Origin of the sequence: Pseudomonas sp. UBA1879 (genome assembly GCF_002338065.1) — a bacterium.
In the GTDB taxonomy this organism is placed as follows: domain Bacteria; phylum Pseudomonadota; class Gammaproteobacteria; order Pseudomonadales; family Pseudomonadaceae; genus Aquipseudomonas.
Genome location: NZ_DDHJ01000018.1, coordinates 469,732 through 486,282, shown reverse-complemented (window position 1 = coordinate 486,282; position 16,551 = coordinate 469,732). Strand labels below are relative to the sequence as shown.

Genomic DNA, 16,551 nt, shown 5'->3' with positions numbered 1-16,551 from the left:
TATTCCATAAGCTACCAATCTACTGGGTTTCTTTGCCCCAGAAAATGTACCGTGCGCTATAGGGTTCAGCGTGCAACGCACCGCCCTTCTCGCAAGGTCCGGAGAACGCTCCTCCGTGGGTATCGATCCGCTGCACCGAAACCACTTTCGATAACAGTCCCGCCCCTTTGCGCCCGCTAACGTCCAGTTGCAGCAACGCAATGTCGCGTTCCATGGCGCCCGGTTTCTGATGGACCACTTTGCCGGTCACCGCTCCCCCATCGTTCAGTTCCCATGACGGGCCCGCATAATGGCGCCCTACGGTCTGGCCAGACGAGGTGAGGATTGCCAACGGCTCACGAAAGGCCCACGCCAGCCGGCCAGCCTGATCGGTACGGCACTCATAAATCTGTACACCAACGGCGTCGACCGACAGCAGTGTTGTCATGCCGCTCGTGTCGAACGGCGGCTGATCGGGCAAGGCATTGGCGGCCGCGGCGACGAGTGTGGTGCCGCTGAGCATAATCGCCGCCAACGCCCATTGTGCTGCGAAGGCACGGCGGCCACGGGGTGCGCGGGTATGAAAGGTCGTCCGCTTATCAATGACGCTGACCGAGGAAGATTCGTACATGGTGAGGACCTGTCTGATGACGTTGGAATGGCGGCTGTTGCAATGACAACAGTCGTGATGAAGTATTTATTCCAGCGTTGGGACGCAAAATCGCCACGGGGCACGCTGGCGCGCTATGGCTTCGCCGCGCGTGCGGCATGCGGCGGTACCTGAGGAGAACACTTGGCCAACGGCTTTTATTCCATGAAAGTGTTCAATCTATTTCCTTGATAAACATAGAAAAAATTGTCGTTCCTCGACAGATTCGAATCGGTAGTCTGCCTGAACTTTTAGTTGTGGTCGGGGCGCATTTCGCCCCCCCTCTGCGTTGCGATGGCCGAACCGTGAAACGATTTTCAATGCTTGTTCTGATAACCGGCTTGTGCCAGGTCCCTGCGTTGCTCGCCGCCCCCGCTAGCGCTGGCGTACTGTCACTGGCTGAAAAGCCTGTGCAATTGCTGCGTGGAGTGACGTTGTACCAGGCGCCACTCGGCACGCATCTGCAAGGCACGGACCTCATTGAGTCGGACCAGTCCAATGTGCAGATCGATGGTCTGGCCGGCATTCGCCTTGCCCTCGGCCCTCATACGCGAATCTATGTGCAGCGCACCAGCAACGGCACTGACATTGCCCTGCTGCAAGGCTGGCTCAAGCTTCAGCCGGTGACCGGTGCCAAGCCCGAACACTTGACCGTTACCACCGCCCAGTTGACGCTCGACGTCAGCCGCAGTGCCAGCGTGATTCATGCGGACGGCAGGCATGTGGAAGTGTTCGTCGAAGACGGGACGCAAACCCTTATCGAGCGCAACAGGCGCGGCCAGGAGGGGCGCAAGACAACGCTCAAACAGGAAGAATATACCCAGCGCAATGGCGATGATCCCCTTAGCGCTGCCGGGCGCCCTGACAGCGGTTTCATCAAGGCGATGCCCCCAGCCTTCTTCGATCCTTTGCCTGCCGTGAGTCTGAAAAAACTGCCGAACGCACCCCTGGTCAAGGTTCGTGACGTCACGTTCGACGACGCCGCCCCTTTGCTGCTCGGGGCGGTGACGTTCAAGGGCCGGTCCATGGCCATTCGCTTCTCGCCTCGTCTTTCGGACAGCGCCTTCCGCCAGGCCGTCGTGCAGCACTTCGGCGGTTCGCTGGACTGGGAGACCGAGCTGTACCGCTACGAGCGGAAAAGGGCGACCCCTGAAGGCCGCCGCTGATGTGCAACGTTCACTCCAGCCTGATCTCGCTTCGGAAAGCGCCATTATGAAACTGTCACTGGCCGTCAAACTCAATGTCGTCTTTCTTATCGTCTTCATCGTCGGGTTCGTTGCCAGCAGTCTGTTCGCCAACGACCTGCTGCAAAAAAGCGCTCGGGAAGAGTCGCTGGATAATGCGCGCTTATTGATGAATGCTGCGGCTGCCACCAGCGTCTACACCTCCGAACACATCGTACCGCTGTTGGAAAACCGCCTGAAATTCGAATTTCTGCCGCAGTCGATCCCCTCCTTCGCCGCCATCGAGCAGCTGCAGCAATTGCTCAAGTCGTACCCCGATTTTCTTTACAAGGAAGCAACCCTGAACCCCACCAACCCGCGCGACCGCGCCACGGGCTGGGAGACCGGCGTGGTCAATCAGTTGCGCGGCAAGCCTGACACCAAGGAGCTGATTGGAGAGCGGGCGGACGACAGCGGGCCTTCACTGTTTGTGGCGCAACCGATCCAGATCACCGACCCGGCGTGCCTGGCCTGCCACACCTCACCGCAAACGACGCCCAAGACGGTGATCGACCGTTATGGCCCGCTCAATGGGTTCGGCTGGAAGCTCAACGAAATCATCGGCGCTCGGCTGGTCTCAGTGCCACTGGCCGTACCGTTACAACGAAGCGCCGAATTGCTGCACACCTTCATGCTCTCTATGGTGGGGATTTTCGTGTTCCTGTTCTGCGCGTTAAACATCATGGTCCACCTGTTCGTCACCCGCAGGCTGAGGCAAATGTCGGCCCTCGCCGACCGCGTGAGCCTGGGGGAAAGCGACGTGCCGGACATGGACGTCAGCGGTAATGACGAGCTGGCGCGCATGGGGCAGTCGTTCATACGGATGCGCACCAGCCTGGTCAGTGCCATGAAGATGCTCGAGGAGTAGTCCGGAGGCCGACATGATTGAGCAACTGGGCAAATACCGTATCGAGAGCGTGCTCGGAAAAGGGGCGATGGGCACGGTATACAAGGCCTATGATCCCCACATCGCGAGGGTCGTGGCACTCAAGACCATCCGCAAGGAGCTGCTGGGGGACGGGCATCAGGAACAGCTGATCAGCCGCTTCCAGAACGAAGCCCAGGCCGCCGGCCGCTTGAGCCACCCTAATATCGTGGCGGTCTACGACTATGGTGAAGACGACGGCGCGGCGTACATCGCCATGGAATTCATCGACGGCATCGCCCTGAACACCCGTCTGCGGAATCAGGAGCCACGCCAGTTCACGCAGGTCACCGGCTGGATGCGCCAACTGTTGGGCGCCCTGCATTACGCCCACGTCAAAGGGGTCATTCATCGCGATGTGAAACCGGCGAATCTGATCATCACCGCTGACAATGAGGTCAAAGTCACGGATTTCGGCATCGCGCGTATCGACACCTCGGTGCTGACCCAGACCGGCTCGATGATCGGCACGCCCAGCTACATGTCTCCGGAGCAGTTCTGCGGGGAAGTCGTGGACGGTCGCTCTGATGTGTTTTCCGCAGGCATCGTGTTGTATCAATTGCTGACGGGCGAGCGCCCGTTTTCCGGGTCTGCGACCATGGTCATGCAGCAGATTCTCAATCAGACGCCCGTGCCGCCCAGCAGCCTGAACCCTACGCTTTCCCCGCAATTCGACACCCTCATCAGCAGGGCACTGGCCAAGCGTGCTGACGATCGTTTTGCCTCGGCACTGGATTTTCTTCAGGCACTGGAATCGCTGTCGGGCGAGCAATCGCTGGGCTCGGTAGAAATCGACGATGACCGTACACGGCTGATTATTCCGGCATCGCTCAGCAGCACCGGCTTGCGCGGCGCGGCGATCAGTTCCAGCTGCGAGGTACTGGCCACCCTGATGCCCTGGAAAAACCAGATCAGGCCGCAGCTTGAATCGGCACTGTCACAACAGATCGGTCCGCTGGCGCGCCTGCTGGTGAAGCGCAGCCTGGCCACTGCCGAAAATTTTGCGACAACGCGCGACGCACTGTTGCCGCACATTCCCTCGGAACGAGGTCGGGAGCAATTCATGAGGGCAACCGAAGCGATTGCTCGGCAAATCACGGTGTCCGAAACAACCACTGCGCTATCCGCGACCTCGGTCGGCGTCAGCCGAACGGTTGGGCATGTCGCGACGCAAGGCACTATCACGGGTGAGGCGCAAGGTGTCGATAACGCGTTGCGGCAAGACGCTGAAAAACGTCTGACCTACCTGATTGGGCCGATTGCCCGCATCGTGGTGAATCGGGCCATCAAAAGCGCCGTGCCCCGACAGGCTTTTTTGCGCATGCTGGCTGAACAGATCAGCGACCCTGGGCAGCGACGGGATTTCCTGCGCCAACTGGGCTACACAGGGGAGCAGCCATGAGTCGGCCGCAAAATCGTAAATCCGCCGAGCTCTGCTACCTGCGCAGCGCGGTGGCGTTCGGTCACAGCGACGTCGGGCCAGTGCGGCGACACAATGAGGACCATTTTCTGCTGGACGCTGACCTCGAACTGCTGGCTGTGGCCGACGGGATGGGCGGGCATGAAGCCGGCGCGCTGGCCAGCGCCACGGCCCTCGAAACGCTGCGTGATTGTCTGGCGTGCAGGACCCCGCCAAACACCCCGCTGACGAATGATCCGGATGCAACGTTTCAGGCGCCATCGATGCAGGCCATGAGCGAACTGTCCGACGCCCTCAAAACGGTCAACGCGCAACTGTACGCTGAAAACGCTGCCCACCGGATGAGCGATGGCCGCGGTATGGGCACGACTCTCACCGGCATCTGGCGGCCCCAGACGGGGGGTGCGTTGCTGACGTTTCACGTGGGCGACAGCCGCCTGTATCGCCTGCGGGCGGGGGAAGTTGAGCAATTGAGCCGCGATCAGACGTGGTATCAACAGGCGCTGGACGCCGGTCATTTCGACCGCCTTCCGGCCCGTAACGTGCTGCTGCAGGCCATTGGACCCTCGCGCGACGTCGAGCCGGAGATCCGCGTCCAGGCCGTTCAGCCCGGGGACTTGTTGATGCTCTGCAGCGATGGCCTGCACGGCAGCGTCCCCCACCACGAAATGACGCACTTGCTGCGCAACGCCGGTCCCCACAACCTCGAAGCCATCAGCGAACGCTTGATCCAGCTCGCCGCCGAATGCGGCAGCCGGGACAATGCGACGGTGGTGCTGGTGAAATACGCGTGAGGAAAACCGTGGTGTACCGGGCAGCCCCCAAGGCCTCCGGCCAGAAACAGCCAAGTGCATGGCGTGCCCTCTCATCCTTCGGCCGGTGAAGTTGGGTGTGGGCGGCTTCATCGCGGTCCGCCACTCGCCTCTCACACCGTACTGACCTGCCTCCCCGCCAGCATGTCGGCAAAGGTCTGCGCGGTGGGCAGGCCTTGGCTCAGCACGCGGGTCGGCGGGATATGTGAGGTGCCTTCGGTCCAGAACAGCGCGTGCCGAGCCAGGGATTTTCGTTGAGTGAGACTGGTCAAGTTTACGGACCACCGCGCGATAGCTTCCGCCAAGTCTTCAACCCCGGGCAGTTCGCACCATGATGCTCCTGCCGCAGGCGCTGCCGATTCGGCCGGTGGGGTGAGCGGGCGCGGCCGCGAAGGGGCTGGCAGATGGATCAAGGCGGCGTCGAACGGCTCCAGCGAAAAACCCTCGTCCAGCGACGACAACGCCAAGCGTTCCACATCAACGTACCAGGCGGCGTCGCTGCGCAAACGCTCGACAAGCGGCACCTGCGGCCCACCGTAAGCGATCGTCAGCGGGAAATAGCGCCCGACCCGGTCCACGCTGGGCATCAGCACCCCGGCCCAGGCCGGTTCGCCGCACACGCCGCTGGCCAACGCAAAATGCCAGATGGGGCTGCACCTGTACGCGGTCTGCCAGCGCTTTCCCAAGCGGTCGCGGCTGTGCTGAAGCCCGGCCTGAAGCCAGTCGTCCCATTGCCGGACAAAGGTCGGTGACAGCCGTCGACTGATGAAATCGCCATGGGTGACCAGCTTGCCGAAGAAGCCGGTACGTGAGCTGTTCTGATCCATCCTGTTCACCTCAAAGTCGGGTCGGGCAGCGGAACTGTTCGAAGGAATTGCGGCTGAACGGATTGATCACGCTGCTGGCACGCAGCTCATAACTGACCCTGTGCCCGTCGACGTTGAACGCCAGTTGAAAACGCTCTCCTTGACCGCCACTGAGCGTGCCCTGATCGAGCAGGTGCAGCCAGGCCCAAGGGCCATCGCTACTCAGCCCGTTGCCCGACGACGGCGTGACGTGCAGTTGCACCAGATCGCTGCCCTTCCCGCTCGGCAACACGAGGGAGCTGAAGCTCGGGCTGCTCCCTGCTTCGAAGGTCACCGGCTGGCCGGCTACGTCCAGTTCGACCTTCGTCAGCGCCGGGTCAGCACTCACCGGCTTGAGGTCGAACCGCAACGACGGCTGACGCGCGCCGGCCACGAAAAACATGTCCCGCAGCTTCGCACCGCGCTGGAACTGATTGAGCACGTCCTGGGAGATGTTCATGGGCGCGCTGCCCGTGGACCGCCAGCGCCACTGACTGCCACTCATGTCGACGTAGGCGGCAAGGTTTTTGGTGAAGAAGTCGTCCATGATGCCGCCAGGTCCAAAGAATTTTCCGAAGTCTTCGGCGGTGGCATCGCGGCTGGCGTTGCGCACCAGCGGGTAGCGACCGGCGATGGCGTCCCGGCAAAACGGCGCGCCCGTGGCGGTCCACAGGGCATTCAGGCGCTCGCGCTCGTTGCCCAGCGTCAATGCTCCGCCAATGCCGTCCACATCCCGCAGGATCAACGACAACGGCGAGGGTTGCTCACTGGCCGCCCGCTTCACCCGACCAAAGACTTCGCCCGAGGGCGCGGGTGTGCCACTGCGACGCGCGTCTTCGGCGCTGTCGAAATACTGCGCGACGTCCTTGAGCAGAGCAAGGGTCTGATCCAGCGGCGCCGGGCTGCCCGTGCCGACCAAGGCGTGCAATGCGGCGAAATGCTGGTCCACCGGATTGCCCGCCACCGGCGTGCTGGCAGGGGGTGCGGTGTCATCCAGCGCGGATTGCAGGCGTTTGCGCGCATCGTCGATGCGGTTACGCACCAGCCGGTCGACCGGGTTGCTGCTTTTCTCCTCCGAGACGCCATCGAGGGTGGTTTCCCGCGCCGCCGCTTGCAAGAATGCCCGCAACGGCGAATCGTTGCCCGACAGCGCGTGGGCGACCAGCGACGCCTGGCTCAAGCTGGTCAGTGAGGCCAGTTGCACGTCACCCAGAAACCCGTCCCACTGACGGATGTAATCGGCGTAGTAAAGGTCCAGCACCGCCGCCCCCATGGCCGCTGTATTGTCCGCGCTCAGTGCCGCTTCCTGATGATCCAGCACCCAGTTGTCCCTGGCCATGTCCAACACCGCACGCTCGCTTTTACCCAGTAACTCACGGTAGCCCGCCAGGCTGTACACACCGCTCACGCCTCGGGACAACGGCATGCCACTGCGGCGCACCAACAATGACGACACGTCCCGGCCCACCGCGCCGTTGACACTCAGCTCCGGCAGGCTGGCCTGTGCCACCTGACGCTTGAGACGGTTATAGATACGCTGCGACAACGGCATGCTCGCCAGGGTCAGGCGGGTCTTGGCGATCAGTTCGGCATCCAACTGCACCGGCTCGGCCTCTTCATCGTCGGCATCGAGCAGCGCGGCGATGTGGGCTGACAACGCCTGACGCTGCGTTTCGCTGGCCTGGGGCAGCTCCCTTCGCCAGTCGACGTCAACCCACGCCTGCACCGACGCGGCATCGAAGTATTGCCGCTGCCCCAGCATCAGGTAGGCGCGCAGGGTTTCGTAGAGGAAGTCCTGATTGCTGGCATCCCCTCGGCGCAACGCACTTTCCATGTTGGCGACGATGTGTGGCAACAGCGTGCTTCGCAGCAAACGTCGATACAGGTTCACGGCGCCTACGCCCAGTTTGTGCCCCTGATAAAGCCCAAGGCGGCTGAGCAACGGTACGCCATCGCTGCCGTGGGCGAAGCCGGCCGGCAGGTTTCGCGCCGCATCCAGCAACGGCAACGTGTCCAATGCGTTGCCTTGGGCGGGCAGCGACCTGGCCAACTGCGCGACCTCGGCAGTCCGGGCCGCCGCGTCGTTGACGAACGCCTCGTTGCGCTGGTAACTGATGCTCATGCCCACGACCAGCAGCAGCGACAGCACGGCAATCCCCGCCATCCCGAAACGCATCCCGAGCTGGCGGCGACGTTCCTGCTTGAGGTCCACCCCGGCCAACCCGGCTTCCTTGAAAATCACCTCACGCATCAGTCGGGTGATGAAGTAACTGCGCCCCGTGGCATAACCGGGCGGCAGGACTTTTCGACCCAGGCAAAACGATGCGGCCAATGACGCCAGCACCCGGTCTATCGGGCTGCCTTCCTGGGTGCCACTGGTGAAATACACCCCGCGCAGCATCGCGGGCGCCTGGTAGCGGTTCGGTTCGAACGCCGAATCGAGAAAGCGCGTCAGCACATCGCCGATGCTCGCGAACTGCTGGGGAAAGCTGTACAGCAACGCGCGGCGCGTCAAGTCTCGCTCTTGCTGCATGCGCTCCAGCACCCGTACCTGCAACTGACGCTCCAGCGCATTGAACTCGGCAGGAAAGCTCGCAAGCGCCGCACGCGAGGGCTCGGTCTGCCCGGTCGGGGGCATGGGGAACGTCACGCCCCAGACCTGGGAGCGTTCCTCACGCCCGAAATGCTCGAAGAACTCGACGAACCCTGCCAGGAGGTCGCACTTGGTGATGACCACGTAGACCGGGAAGCGCACGCCCAGGCGTTCGTGCAATTCATCGATGCGGGCGCGGATCGCCTGGGCTTGCAGCAATCGATCGGCGTCGCTCTGTTGCAGCAGATCGCTGACGCTGACCGCGACGATCACCCCGTTGATCGGGCTGCGTCGACGGTGCTTCTTCAACAGGTCGAGAAATCCGCACCAGGCCGCCTTGTCCACCTCACTGTGGCTGTCCTGGGTGGTGTAGCGACCAGCGGTGTCGAGCAGCACGGCTTCATCAGTGAACCACCAGTCGCAGTTGCGCGTACCGCCGACGCCGCCGATGGCCGTCGCGCCGAGTGAATCGCTCAGCGGAAACTGCAATCCAGAGTGGGTCAGGGCCGTGGTTTTGCCGCTCCCCGGCGCGCCGACGAACATGTACCACGGCAGTTGATAAAGGTATTGGCCACCCAGCCTTCGCCCCGGATTGGCCTTGCGCAACACGGCCATTGCCGCGCGCATGCGCTCACCCAACAACGCTGTCTCTTCTTCCGACACCTTGACCCCAGGCGCCGGAGCCGGGCCGTCGGCGACGCCGGCCATCAACGAACGATTGGCTCGCCAGACGGTGTAACCGCGCCAGCCGAAATAGAGCACCCAGATCAACGCCAGCACTGCAATCGCACGCCAGCGCGCCGTCTCTGACGCCAACGGCTCGCGCCCGTCAAACGACAGCAGCGGACCCTCGTACCAGATCACCAGCGCCACCAGTGCCACGCCCAGCAATGACCACAGCCAGGACTTGGCCAGCCAGTTCAGCCAGCGCTTGAGCACATCCACGAGATACATCAGGTACGCCATCAGAGGGTCCTCATTGCGGCTGCGTCGGGATCAGCACGGTGATGTCCACGCGCCGGTTGCGGGCACGGTTGGCAGCCGAGTCGTTCGGCACCAACGGTTCGGTTTCGCCGCGCCCTTCGCTGCGGTATCGGGTGGCGGGGCCGGCGCGCTCGGCGAGCATGCGGGCGACCGTCCTGGCGCGGGCGTTGGACAGGTCGTAGTTCGACGACAACCGCGAGGACAGCGATGGCCGCGCGTTGTCGGTGTGGCCCACGACCACCACGTCCCCCGGCACGGTGTTCAACGCGTCGCCGATGCGCGCCAGCAACGACTCGAACGGGCTCGACACGTCGGCGCTGCCCGACGCAAAAATGCCATCGCCGCGCAGGGTGATCACCGAGCGGTCGGCAGTCTCTTTCACGCTGACCAGCCCCTGCGCCACTTCCGCCGCCAGGAATCCGGACAGCCGCACTGGTGCTGGTGCGGCGGGCGCTGCAACCTTCAGCGGCGAGGCCAGGCGCACCGCCCCCATCTGAGCGAAGACCGGGTCGGAATGACGATTGAGCAGCCCGTTGAGCGCCAGTTGCAGGACCAGCAACAGCAGCGCCGCCACTGCCGCCATGACCCATACCGGCATCACTCGCAACATCGAACGCGGAGGCGTCGCGGCACCGCGCCAGTGAGGCGAGAGGTCTTGCTCCATCGCACCGCGCTGCTGACGGATCAACTGCAACAGGCGCTCGCGCAGCGCACTGAGTTGATCGAAACCATGGTCCAAAACGCGATAGCGACCTTCCAGTCCCAGCGCCAGGCACAGGTACATCAACTCCAGCACGTCGAGGTGGGTGAGCGGGTCCTGACTCAAGCGTTGCAAGATCAGAAAGAACTTCTCCCCGCCCCAGGCTTCATTGTGAAAACTCACCAACAGGCTGCGGCTGTTCCAGACCCCGGCCCCCCATGGCGTGCTGGAGATGGTCTCGTCCACCAGCGTGCACAGCGCGTAGCGGGCGGCGGCGATGCTCTGGGTTTCCATTCGGCTGTTGCGCGCCTGGGCTTCGAAGTGCTGGATCGCCTGCACCAGCCGCTCACGCAACGCTTCCATGTCTGGCGCGCGGTTCATGGTACGTAACGGCACCACCAAATCGAGCAGCGGGTTGGCCGCGCGCACCAATGGATTAAGGCCATCGCCGATCGGCGCAACCGGCGTTTCATCGCTGTGCACAGGCGCTGGCGTGGGCACCACCGGGGAAGGAGAACGGCGGACGCCTGGCGTCGGCATCAGCACGGTGTGATCCGGGTCCTGCCCGGAGGCCAAAGGGTCATTCACGTTCACGGTTGTTTACCTGCGCGGGGTGGCGTGGCAAGCACGACGAAATCAGCCATTGCGGATGGCCCAGAACTGCACGTCCAGACCAGGAAAACTGCCCGCGACGTGCATCGCGAATCCCGCCGAATGGGTCAGTTGCTGCCAGTACTCGCTGTGGCTATCCAGCTCGAAATAGGTGAACCCGGCGTGAAACGGCAACTCCCGAGGCGCAACGGGCAGCGGGCGCAGGCCGATGCCGGGCAACTGCAGATTGACCATGTCGCGGATTTTCTCCACGGAACCCATCTTCACGTGTGGCGGGAAGCCGTTGCGCAGCGCCTCGGCGGGCATCTGCGCGTGCACTGCCAGGACGAAAGTCGCCGAGCGCAATAATGCGCGGTCTGGCAGCACCGCGACGCGAATGCCGAACTGACGCTCTTCCAGCGGGACCTGAATGGCGCGGGCATCGATCACTGTGGACAGGGCGCGGCGCAGGTCGAGCATCACCGGAGCGAAGGTTAGCGCCAACGCGTCGTGGCGGTACACCGGGTAGCGCGAGGCACGTTTATCGGCCTGGTCGAAGGTCGACAGTTCCCCCGCCATTTGCGTCATGTGTCGATACAAGGTTTCCGGGTGTAAGCCACTCATGCCCACCAGGTGGCGCACCAGCGGTTCGTTGCGGTTAAGCAGCTGCAGCAGCAGGAAATCGGCAATTTCTGCCGCGCCGCTGTTCCCGGGTTGTGACAGCCGCGCAGCCATGGTCTGGCCCCGCTGTTGTACCAGACCGAGTAGCTCTTCGATGAAATCCGTCAGACGCGGCGTGGCACTGATGTCCAGACACGGCGGGCAGTATTCCGGGTCCAGCACCACCCGCTGATCGGCGCGTCGCTCCAGTACCCGCGCCACGCCGAGGGTCGCGTAGGCATCGGCGACGTCGCTCTCCAGGGCCAGACGCAGACGCATCTTGCCAACGTTCATCAGGGCACTGTTGTCCAGGCCATTGCTGTCCCAGGCCTCGTACTCCACAGGCCTGTAACGGGCAAAGTTTTCCGCGCTGTTGCGCGCGTCCACTTCGGCCACGCCATGCCGGGCGGTGGGCAGCGCCAGCACCACGGTCATGTCGCGGGCATCGACCGGGATCTCCAACGGCAGGGGCATCTCGTCGAACGGCTGCCCAACCGGCGTGCCGTCCGGCAACACTGCGCTGTAGGCTTTAAGCGCGAGCTTGCCGAGGGCCAGCTGCTGAGCGTCGATTTCGAGGCGGGAGAATCCCCAACTGTACGGGCGCAATGCGCCAACCCGCGCTTCAAGTTGCGCGTTGATAAAACGATCGTGCTGTTGCAGGTGCTGAGGCTGCATCAGCATGCCCTCCGACCAGACGACTTTGCTGTTCCATGACATAAAGGGAGTCTCGCGTGAGAAAAGAAATAAAGGGCTTTGCACCCAGGCTCAGGGCTCGTCGCGCAGGCGGCTGACCTGTTGCTGGTAGGCCACCGAAAACTTCTCGCCCAAGATCCGCTGCAGGTCCTCATCGCCATCACGGATCCGTTCGGCATACAGCGCATTCAACTGGTCCCATGCCCGCGCCTTGCGCCCGGAAGGCAGCAAGCGATCCAACGCGCGGGGGGCGCCCATCTGGCGATCGATCAGGGCCGGATCGAAGCGCTGTACCACTTCGCTGAGGGCTTCACGCATGCCTGCGATGACTGACATTTCATGGGCGCGCAGGTCAGCGAACGCCGCGCGTAACGCTTGCACACCGGGCAAGTAGGCAGGCGAGTCTGTGCTGAGCATCTGCCCCAGCGCGCTGGCCGGATCAGGGAAGAACTTGAGCGGGTTGTTGAAGCGCGCGCCGATCATGGTCATGTCGATGTGGCTCTCCCGCTTGGTCAAGGCGCGCGCCATCAACACCCCCATGGTGCCGGCGGTGGCCTCGCGGAGCATTTCGCCCACCAGCCTGGCTAGGGCCTCGGGCCTGCGCAACGCCCTGAGTTCAGGCAAACCCAAGCCGTCCAGCAACGCCTGATAAACGGCATCATGCTCGCCCGCCACGACCGGCTGAGCCGTCTCTGGGGCGGGCGTCACAGCTGGCACAGCCGGCTCGTTGATCGGCGGCCCAACGGGTTCCACGCCATCCTGCGCGGCGATCGTCGTGGCGGGTGTCGAAGCTGCAGACGCAAGCGGGCTCTGCGCCGGGGTCAAGAGATCCGCCAATGCGTCGTACCCATCGGGAATCAGCGACGTGGAAGGGGCAGCCTGGGCAACGCTCGCGGTCAGCGGCAAGGCGTGCAACTCAGGCGAAAGATGATCGCTTTCGGCGCCTCTGAACGCTGGCAGTAAAGGCTCAGTGTTCAAAGGTGCACCGCGGCTGAAAACCGAGGCTGGCGTACTGTTTTCGAACAGGTTCAACCCCAAGGGGTCGGTCAGATTCGGCTGCGGATCGAAGGTTGACTCGCCTTGAAGAATACTCGCATGCACCAACGCATCGGTTTGCAGCTCGGGCTGACTGAAACCCGGCTCGCTGCGCCTGACCGCAAGCGCTGGCAGGGGTTCGAGCGGCGTGGGCGTTTCACTCGGCGGGGGAAAGAACACCGCCAGGGTCTGCGTACCGTCGATGCCGGTCTGATCGGGGTCGATGGCGTCTTCCAGCAGCACGACCTCGATGCAATAGTCGCCGATCACCAGTTGGTCAGCGTTCTGCAACTGTGTCTGGCGGCCATTGCCGAGCAGGCGCTCGTTGACCACGCTGGGGTTACTGCCAATGTCGCTGAGAAACCAGCCCTCCTCCCTGCGCTCGACGCTGGCGTGGCTGCGAGAAATGTATTTGCCGGGGTCGTCCAGCACCAGGTCGTTGCCCGCCGCGCGTCCGATGGTGCCGCCCGTTTCGATCAGGCAGGACAATTCAGTCGCAGGCGGCTGATTACGGTAGGTTTTAACCAGCAGTTTCACAGGCATATTTGGCTCCTGTCAGCGGAATGAAAGCGGCAGTCATTGCTTGCCATCGTCTGCGTCATTCGGTTCGAGGGGCACGCTGGCCGGGCCAGGGCGCGTAGCCAGGGCCAGCGCGTTGGCAGCGGCGGCGGCCTGGGGCAATGGCAGCGGAATCATGGAGGCGATAATGGTCGGGCCGAGGGTAATGAACGAGCTGCCGGCCTTGAGGGTGATGCTGGCGCCCGCTTCGATGACGACGTTCATGCCGCCCCGGATGTGCACGTCCGTGCCGCCGCTGAAGCTGGCCTTCAAGCCGCTTTCAAGCTGCAGATTACCCCCGGCGGCGTGGGACGTACTGCCACCGGTTTTCTCGCTGAGGTCACCGACGATGTGCTGATGCCGATCACCACCGACGTGTTCGCGCATATCCTTGTTGACCCGCGAATGGCGATCGCCACCGATCCAGTCCAGTGCGTCCTGTTCGACCCGCTGATCCATATTCCTTTCGGCGTGGATGAACACCTGCTCGGCGCCTTTTTTGTCTTCGAAGCGCAGCTCGTTGTAGCCACTGCCCGCTTTGGACGAATTGCTTTTCACAGTCGAGCGAGTGGCCTGCTCGGGTAGCGCGTACGGAGGCATGGCCTCGGCGTTGTAGACACTCCCGGTGACCAGAGGCCGATCCGGATTGCCTTCGAGAAAGCTGACTACCACTTCCTGGCCGATGCGCGGCAAGAACAGGCTGCCCCAACGTTTACCCGCCCAGCCTTGAGCCACGCGAACCCAGCAGGAACTGTTTTCGTCTTCCTTGCCTTCACGGTCCCAGTGGAACTGCACTTTGATCCGGCCATAGGAGTCGGTCCAGATTTCCTCCCCCGCCTTGCCTACCACTTTGGCAGTCTGTGGCCCATGGACGATGGGTCTTGGCGTTACACAGGGCGGACGGTATTCCTGCTGGCGTGACATCGCCGTGAACGTGCAGCTCAGGACCGGCGCAGGGTCTGCCGGAGGCGTCGGTTCGTAGGTGTCGGACGACAACTCGTAGCGGGCCGCCAGCACCAACACTTGCAGGTTCTGGTCGCCGCGCGGGTGTTCGGTCAGGGTGAACAGTGCACCAGGAAACAGGCCGCGCACCCGGGTCGCGCCTTCGATGCGCCGGTAGCTGGTATGCCGTGCCTCAATGCGGTGGCGCGCCAGGGTTTCGCCCTGTTTACGCTCGGTGTAATTGCCGGGATAGTCGTAACGCTCGTGGCGTGATTGAGCGTAGTTGTGCACTTGGGCCGACTTCACCAGCAGGTTCGCCGAGGGCTTTTCGAAGTCGTAGTCTTGCAACGCCCAGGTCCCTGGCTCGACCTCGCCGCTCATCCGCCAGTCGTAGATCACCTCGCTGTCGCGCATCGTCCGGTCTTCCCCCGGCATATAGCGAATCTGCGCGTAGCCCGGCGCCGGCGCGTGGGCACCATACGAGTCGGCGAGCACCAACGTGTGGCGACCGGCCAGGCTCTTGAAGAAGTAGTAAATCCCCTCCTGCTCCAGCAGGCGGCTGACGAAATCGAAGTCGGTCTCGCGGTATTGCACGCAATAGGTCAGCGGCGAATAGCTGGCACTGAGGCCGGAGGTGTCGACGTCGGCAATCGTGTATGGCGCAAACACGGCCTTGACGATATCCGGCACGCTTTGCGACTGGAAAATCCGGCAATTGCTGCTGCGGGTCAGAAACCACAACCACGGCCGCAAGACCGCGTGGTATGTGGCGAAGCGTCCTTGGCGACCGGTGTATACAAACCGGGTGACGATACCGCTGAAATAACGTTCGCCACCCTTGGGCAACGCTACTGAAACGGTCATCGGCGTTGCCAGCAGCTCGTCGATTTCCAGGTCCGCGCGTTCGCTGTACAGATCAACGGCATACTCGCTCAGGGTCGAAAGCCCTTCGGTGGCCGTCATTCGCCGGAACAGCAATACGTCCGCGCCCAGCACGCTGGTAATGGCGATCTCGCGGTTGGCTTGAGTGACGTTCATGAGGCCTGAATCCAACAACAGGCCCGATTGACGATCCAGATGACCATTCCCACCTCCCTCCCGCGGGTACAACGCAGCCAGGGTTTGGCACCCGGCTGCAGACTCGGCCAGATCATCTGGCTTGCTGATACAACGGGAGGGAGGCGGTTTTTATTCCGTCGCAACGTGAAAAAGTCCCGCGCCTGGTCGTGGCCAGGGTTTTGCCGATGCGTCCGCCGCAACGGCAACCACCCCGGACCCGGTGCCATGACATTCGAAGACTTAAAATTCGGTGATCCAAAAGAACGGGTTCGGATGACCGGAAAACGGCGACGGCTTGTCAACGGTGTCCATTCGACTCCCCTCGAATTTCCATGAGGCGTAATGCAGCGGCGCGAAATACAGCTTCGAGTTGAGATAATCGAAAACGATGCGGAAGCGGTTGCCGCCCCAGCTATAGGTTTCGAGGTCGCCTGCGGTGTATTCGACATAGCCCGTGGCGACATTGCCGCCGCCCCGATCTGCCGAATGATGTTTGTTCGCCTGCGCATATGCGTGGTAGAGCTTGCCCCTTCCCGACGCGTTGGTGGCAGCGTCCGGATTCAGGCCCGGCAGGTATCTGGGGGTATTGGCGTGAATCTGACGCATGGCGCCCATCGTGTCGTCACCGATGGATGCCCGGTTGGCGCTGCAATCGTATGGCGACGCTGATCGCATGATCGCGCGCATCAGGTCCTTCATGCGGTCCTCAACCGGCAGACGGCGCAGATCGATCTTGTAGAGATCCAACACCGGTCCCTCTTTCCTGGCGCCGATGAAATCGGGGCTCGCCACCGCCTCCAGCGCCCTGATGAATTCATAACTGCTTGTGCGACCAATAACCTCGGACATGTCTGTCACCTCGAAGGTTGATGAAAAAAAGGGG

At 62.7% G+C, this 16,551-nt stretch carries 12 protein-coding genes; 4 read left to right on the top strand and 8 right to left on the bottom strand.

What is annotated here, in order from left to right; translation table 11 throughout:
- Positions 1–19: 19 nt before the first annotated feature.
- Positions 20–610 carry a DUF3455 domain-containing protein gene (locus B3N48_RS22500; RefSeq protein ID WP_296187482.1) on the bottom strand — a complete coding sequence of 197 codons (591 nt, stop codon included), beginning with the start codon at positions 608–610 and terminating at the stop codon, positions 20–22.
- A 338-nt stretch (positions 611–948) separates the two neighbouring features.
- Here B3N48_RS22500 and B3N48_RS22495 point away from each other — a divergent pair, with 338 nt between their 5' ends.
- The 4 genes from B3N48_RS22495 to B3N48_RS22480 are packed head-to-tail and all read left to right on the top strand — an operon-like array spanning position 949 to position 4,990.
- Complete coding sequence (locus B3N48_RS22495) at positions 949–1,794, top strand: hypothetical protein (protein WP_296187481.1); 846 nt, start codon at positions 949–951, stop codon at positions 1,792–1,794.
- A gap of 46 nt (positions 1,795–1,840) precedes the next feature.
- Positions 1,841–2,719, top strand: a complete 879-nt coding sequence (locus tag B3N48_RS22490; protein ID WP_296187480.1) for a c-type heme family protein — start codon at positions 1,841–1,843, stop codon at positions 2,717–2,719.
- A 13-nt stretch (positions 2,720–2,732) separates the two neighbouring features.
- Positions 2,733–4,178: a serine/threonine-protein kinase gene (locus B3N48_RS22485; RefSeq protein WP_296187479.1), complete on the top strand. Its 1,446-nt coding sequence runs from the start codon at positions 2,733–2,735 to the stop codon at positions 4,176–4,178.
- Complete coding sequence (locus tag B3N48_RS22480; RefSeq protein WP_296187478.1) at positions 4,175–4,990, top strand: PP2C family protein-serine/threonine phosphatase; 816 nt, start codon at positions 4,175–4,177, stop codon at positions 4,988–4,990. The genes B3N48_RS22485 and B3N48_RS22480 overlap by 4 nt, the downstream gene beginning before the upstream one ends.
- 131 nt (positions 4,991–5,121) lie before the next feature.
- Here B3N48_RS22480 and tagF read toward each other — a convergent pair whose 3' ends face one another.
- The 7 genes from tagF to B3N48_RS22445 all read right to left on the bottom strand — a co-directional run bounded on the left by tagF (position 5,122) and on the right by B3N48_RS22445 (position 16,517).
- Positions 5,122–5,835 (bottom strand): type VI secretion system-associated protein TagF, encoded by a 714-nt coding sequence (tagF, locus tag B3N48_RS22475; RefSeq protein WP_296187477.1) that lies wholly within the window; start codon positions 5,833–5,835, stop codon positions 5,122–5,124.
- A 10-nt stretch (positions 5,836–5,845) separates the two neighbouring features.
- Positions 5,846–9,412, bottom strand: a complete 3,567-nt coding sequence (gene tssM / locus B3N48_RS22470) for a type VI secretion system membrane subunit TssM (RefSeq protein ID WP_296187476.1) — start codon at positions 9,410–9,412, stop codon at positions 5,846–5,848.
- A gap of 10 nt (positions 9,413–9,422) precedes the next feature.
- A complete protein-coding gene (gene icmH / locus B3N48_RS22465; RefSeq protein ID WP_296187475.1) occupies positions 9,423–10,724 on the bottom strand; it encodes a type IVB secretion system protein IcmH/DotU in 1,302 nt (433 codons plus the stop codon).
- Positions 10,725–10,766: 42 nt separating this feature from the next.
- Positions 10,767–12,098 (bottom strand): type VI secretion system baseplate subunit TssK, encoded by a 1,332-nt coding sequence (tssK, locus tag B3N48_RS22460; protein ID WP_296187474.1) that lies wholly within the window; start codon positions 12,096–12,098, stop codon positions 10,767–10,769.
- A 48-nt stretch (positions 12,099–12,146) separates the two neighbouring features.
- Positions 12,147–13,652 carry a type VI secretion system-associated FHA domain protein TagH gene (gene tagH / locus B3N48_RS22455; RefSeq protein ID WP_296187473.1) on the bottom strand — a complete coding sequence of 502 codons (1,506 nt, stop codon included), beginning with the start codon at positions 13,650–13,652 and terminating at the stop codon, positions 12,147–12,149.
- 33 nt (positions 13,653–13,685) lie between these two features.
- The gene (locus B3N48_RS22450; RefSeq protein ID WP_296187471.1) at positions 13,686–15,647 is read right to left on the bottom strand and encodes a type VI secretion system Vgr family protein; all 1,962 of its coding nucleotides are present in this window, start codon (positions 15,645–15,647) and stop codon (positions 13,686–13,688) included.
- A 261-nt stretch (positions 15,648–15,908) separates the two neighbouring features.
- Positions 15,909–16,517: a hypothetical protein gene (locus tag B3N48_RS22445; protein WP_296187470.1), complete on the bottom strand. Its 609-nt coding sequence runs from the start codon at positions 16,515–16,517 to the stop codon at positions 15,909–15,911.
- Between the last annotated feature and the right edge of the window lie 34 nt (positions 16,518–16,551).